Origin of the sequence: Chamaesiphon sp. (genome assembly GCF_041737865.1) — a bacterium.
Classification (GTDB): Bacteria; Cyanobacteriota; Cyanobacteriia; order Cyanobacteriales; family Chamaesiphonaceae; genus Chamaesiphon.
The window spans coordinates 1-3367 of sequence record NZ_JBGSQZ010000018.1; the positions used below are offsets into that span (position 1 = coordinate 1).

Below are 3367 nucleotides of genomic sequence, written 5' to 3' on the forward strand. Positions count from 1 at the left end.
GAAATTGCTACTGAGGAACTCCTCCCCGAACACCTCGGTGATGCGCTTGTTCTCCATCTCTTCGCGGGTGGACATGAAGAACTTGACGATCTCCTTCTGCGCCTGCTCGCTGAGCGTGAACAGGCCGTCGGTATGCGCGTCATCGCCGCGATTCACAGTGGCGCGCTGCAAAGAGGAGTTCGGATCGTCCTTATCAAGCCAATAGAACTCGTCGAGTACGCTAGCACCGTCGATTTCCAGCGACGGAATCGAGCGAAATAGATCCCACAGGCACTCGAAGTGAGTTTCCATCTCGCGACCGCCGCGGATCACGAAGCCTTTTTGCGGATCCTTGATGCCGTCCAGAGCACCACCAGGCAATGGCTGCTGCTCCAAGATGGTGATTTGATTGCCCGGCATCTGACCGTCGCGGATCAGGAAGGCCGCACCCGCCAGTCCTGCCAGACCCGAGCCGACAAACCAGGCAGTCTTGTTCTCCACGCCCTTGGGTTTACGTGGGCGGGCGAAGGCTTCGTAGTTGCCGCTGCTGTAGTACATCGTGTTCTCCTTTTATTTACCTAGCGGATCAAATCAGCGGCTGCCAGAGACTCAAACTCAGCACCAGCAGAATTCTTTAAGTACGATGTTGTCATCTGGCATCGAAGCTTTTGCCGTCAACTACTCCGATTGTTCAGATGGCAATCAAAACAACTATTTAATAAATTCATACATGCGAACTCATTAGCTTTCATCCTAAGCTAATATTGTGAGGATTTCGTGAGGAAAGTATTCTCAATTGATTGCTATTAAAAGCATTTATCTTAATATTTAATTCGTTATTTTATGGATTTTAATTGCCATACATAATCAAAATCATCTAATCTGTCTGTATACATATCGACGGATTTTAATGTTAGTTTTTCAATACAATCTCAGTCATAAGGGGTAGATAAAACAACGTAAGGATTCGGGTTGAAAATGGTAGAGGGGTGAAAATCTGCTAAAGTAGACGAATGAAAAAGCCCACAGCTAAGATACAGCGCGTGGCGGGTGACCCGCTACGCCAGGAAAAAGCCGAAATCGAACAGTTGAGCCAAGCTGAACTAGTCGAATTGGTGCTGGGACTGCAAAAAATCATCCAAGAATTGCAAGAGAAATTAGCGATTGCGACAGGGAAAAGTCGGACGAATAGTCAAACGTCGTCGCAACCACCATCTCTGGATCTAATTCAGAAGTCCGAAAAAGCTAAAGACCAAATAGAAGAAGAGCCGAAAAAGAAACCAGGCGGGCAACCAAGACATCAAGGGAAAACCCGAAAAGGATTTGGACGAGTAGACCGATACGAAATCAGCTTTCCTGAAATATGTCAGTGGTGTGGAAGTAGAGAGTTAAGTGAAGCAATTAGTTTTCAAACACAACAAGTAGCTTGTCTAGTCGCCAAGCCGATTGAAGTCGTAGAGTATCAAACACAGTCGTGTAAGTGCCTTGAATGTGGCGGCGTAGTTAGAGGTTCACTGCCAGAGGGAATAGTGCCAGGACAGGACTTGAACATTAATCTCCAAGCACTATTAGTATGGCTGGGGAACTATGGGCTGTGCTGCTGTCAGCCAAGCTGGTAGACGGTTGACAAATTCTTCCAACTGTCGAAAGACGATCGGTAATAGCCCAAAACTAACCGCACCCACTAATGCAACTGCAATAACCAGTACTAGCCCAATTGACAAAGCTCTTGGTAGTCCGCGCCGTTCTAAGAATACAATCGGATATTCTAACAAAAACGTCACCAAACAAGCGGCAATGACGATGCTCGAAATCGGTTGTAAGGAATGATAAAGTAGCAAAATTAGCCCCCCGTTTAGAAAAATCAACGGGAACGTCAAGCTAACTTTGAGCCATTGAGGTAATTTTTGGTAAGAGATCATTTGATATTACCTAAACATGACTCTCTGATTCTAAATGACAGGGATAATCGGGATGACCTGTTTCGATTTGTAGTGTTGAGTGGTCGATCCCAAAATAAGTTTGGAGAGATGCTGAGGTATCGGTGAGAAATCGATCGCTTACACATCCTTCCGGCATCACTAAATGCGCTGTGAGAGCGGTTTCAGTCGTGCTCATCGCCCAGATATGCAAATCGTGAACTCGTGACACCCCTGGTAACTCGTCCAAGAAAGTCCGCACTGCGATTGGCTCTATCTGTTTGGGGACTCCATCTAAGATTAGCTCCAGAGCCTCTCTAAATAAGTTCCAAGTCCCAAAGACAATTACCACAACCACAATTAAGCTAATAACTGGATCTAACCATAACCACCCTGTTTGCAAAATCGCGATGCCAGCAAACACCACTCCGACTGACACCAGTGCATCAGCCGCCATATGCAGAAATGCACCACGAATATTTAGATCGCGTTCTTGTCCTGACATAAATAACAGAGCAGTAATAGTATTGATGACTACCCCGATTCCCGCAACCCAAATCACCGTACCACCAGCAACAGGACTGGGATCTGACAACCGACGAATTGCTTCCCAAGCAATTCCCCCCATTGCTAACAGTAACAGAATCGCATTTAGTAAGGCTGCCAAAATTGAGGAACGGCGCAGTCCATAAGTATACTTGCGATCGGGGGGACGCTGGACAAGATAACTTGCTGCCCATGCCAACAACAATCCCAAAACATCGCTGAGATTGTGTCCAGCATCTGCTATTAATGCTAATGAATGGGAAATTGTCCCAAACCAAGCCTCAACTAATACAAAGCCAATATTCAAGCTCGTACCGATTAAAAAGGCTCGATTATATGTTTTAGGAGAATGACTGTGCTGGTGAGGATGAACCATCGCAATGACCTCAATAAATAGAATAAACGTGCAGTATGATGCGATCGGACTTTTTCAATCTCTACCTAATGCGATCGATCACTAGTTTCTGAATCTTGAAATATAGATTGCTACAACTAGCGCAATAATTCCACTTAATAAAAATGTTGTGGATGCACCAGCATAAAACCAGATTAGTCCAGCGAAAGAACTCGCGAGTAGTGTTGCAATACTTTGAAATGCAGTAAAAGTACCGATCGCTGTTGCGGTATCATCTGGGTGGCAAATATTCGTAATCCATGCTTTGGCAATCCCCTCTGTAGCTGCTGCATATACTCCATAAATAGCGAATAAAACTAGGAAGGCTGAATTACTGTTGGCGTAAGCCATGCCTACATAAACTATTGCAAATAGAATTAATCCTGAAACTAAGATCTTTTTCATGCCAATTCTATCTGCTAAAGATCCTAGAGGATAAGAGGAAATAGCATAGATTAAATTGTAGAAAATGTAAGCCCCGATCGCCGATGTGTCTCCAAGTCCTGCTTCTTTGATTTTTAGTAGGAGA

The 3367-nt window shown here is 44.9% G+C and carries 5 protein-coding genes; 1 reads left to right on the top strand and 4 read right to left on the bottom strand.

Annotated features, from left to right (window positions below):
* Positions 1-537, bottom strand: a 537-nt coding sequence (locus ACEW9J_RS01250) for an oleate hydratase (protein ID WP_373543336.1), incomplete at its 3' end; no start/stop codon positions are given.
* A 455-nt stretch (positions 538-992) separates the two neighbouring features.
* Here ACEW9J_RS01250 and ACEW9J_RS01255 point away from each other — a divergent pair.
* On the top strand, positions 993-1598 hold the full coding sequence (locus ACEW9J_RS01255; RefSeq protein ID WP_373543337.1) for a DUF6444 domain-containing protein: 606 nt from the start codon (positions 993-995) through the stop codon (positions 1596-1598).
* Here ACEW9J_RS01255 and ACEW9J_RS01260 read toward each other — a convergent pair.
* The 3 genes from ACEW9J_RS01260 to ACEW9J_RS01270 all read right to left on the bottom strand — a co-directional run.
* Positions 1548-1901, bottom strand: coding sequence for an AI-2E family transporter (locus tag ACEW9J_RS01260; protein WP_373543338.1), 354 nt, complete (start codon positions 1899-1901; stop codon positions 1548-1550). The genes ACEW9J_RS01255 and ACEW9J_RS01260 overlap by 51 nt on opposite strands.
* 10 nt (positions 1902-1911) lie before the next feature.
* Positions 1912-2820, bottom strand: coding sequence for a cation diffusion facilitator family transporter (locus ACEW9J_RS01265; protein ID WP_373543339.1), 909 nt, complete (start codon positions 2818-2820; stop codon positions 1912-1914).
* 81 nt (positions 2821-2901) lie between these two features.
* The coding region (locus ACEW9J_RS01270; RefSeq protein ID WP_373543340.1) for an MFS transporter at positions 2902-3367 on the bottom strand (466 nt) is incomplete at its 5' end.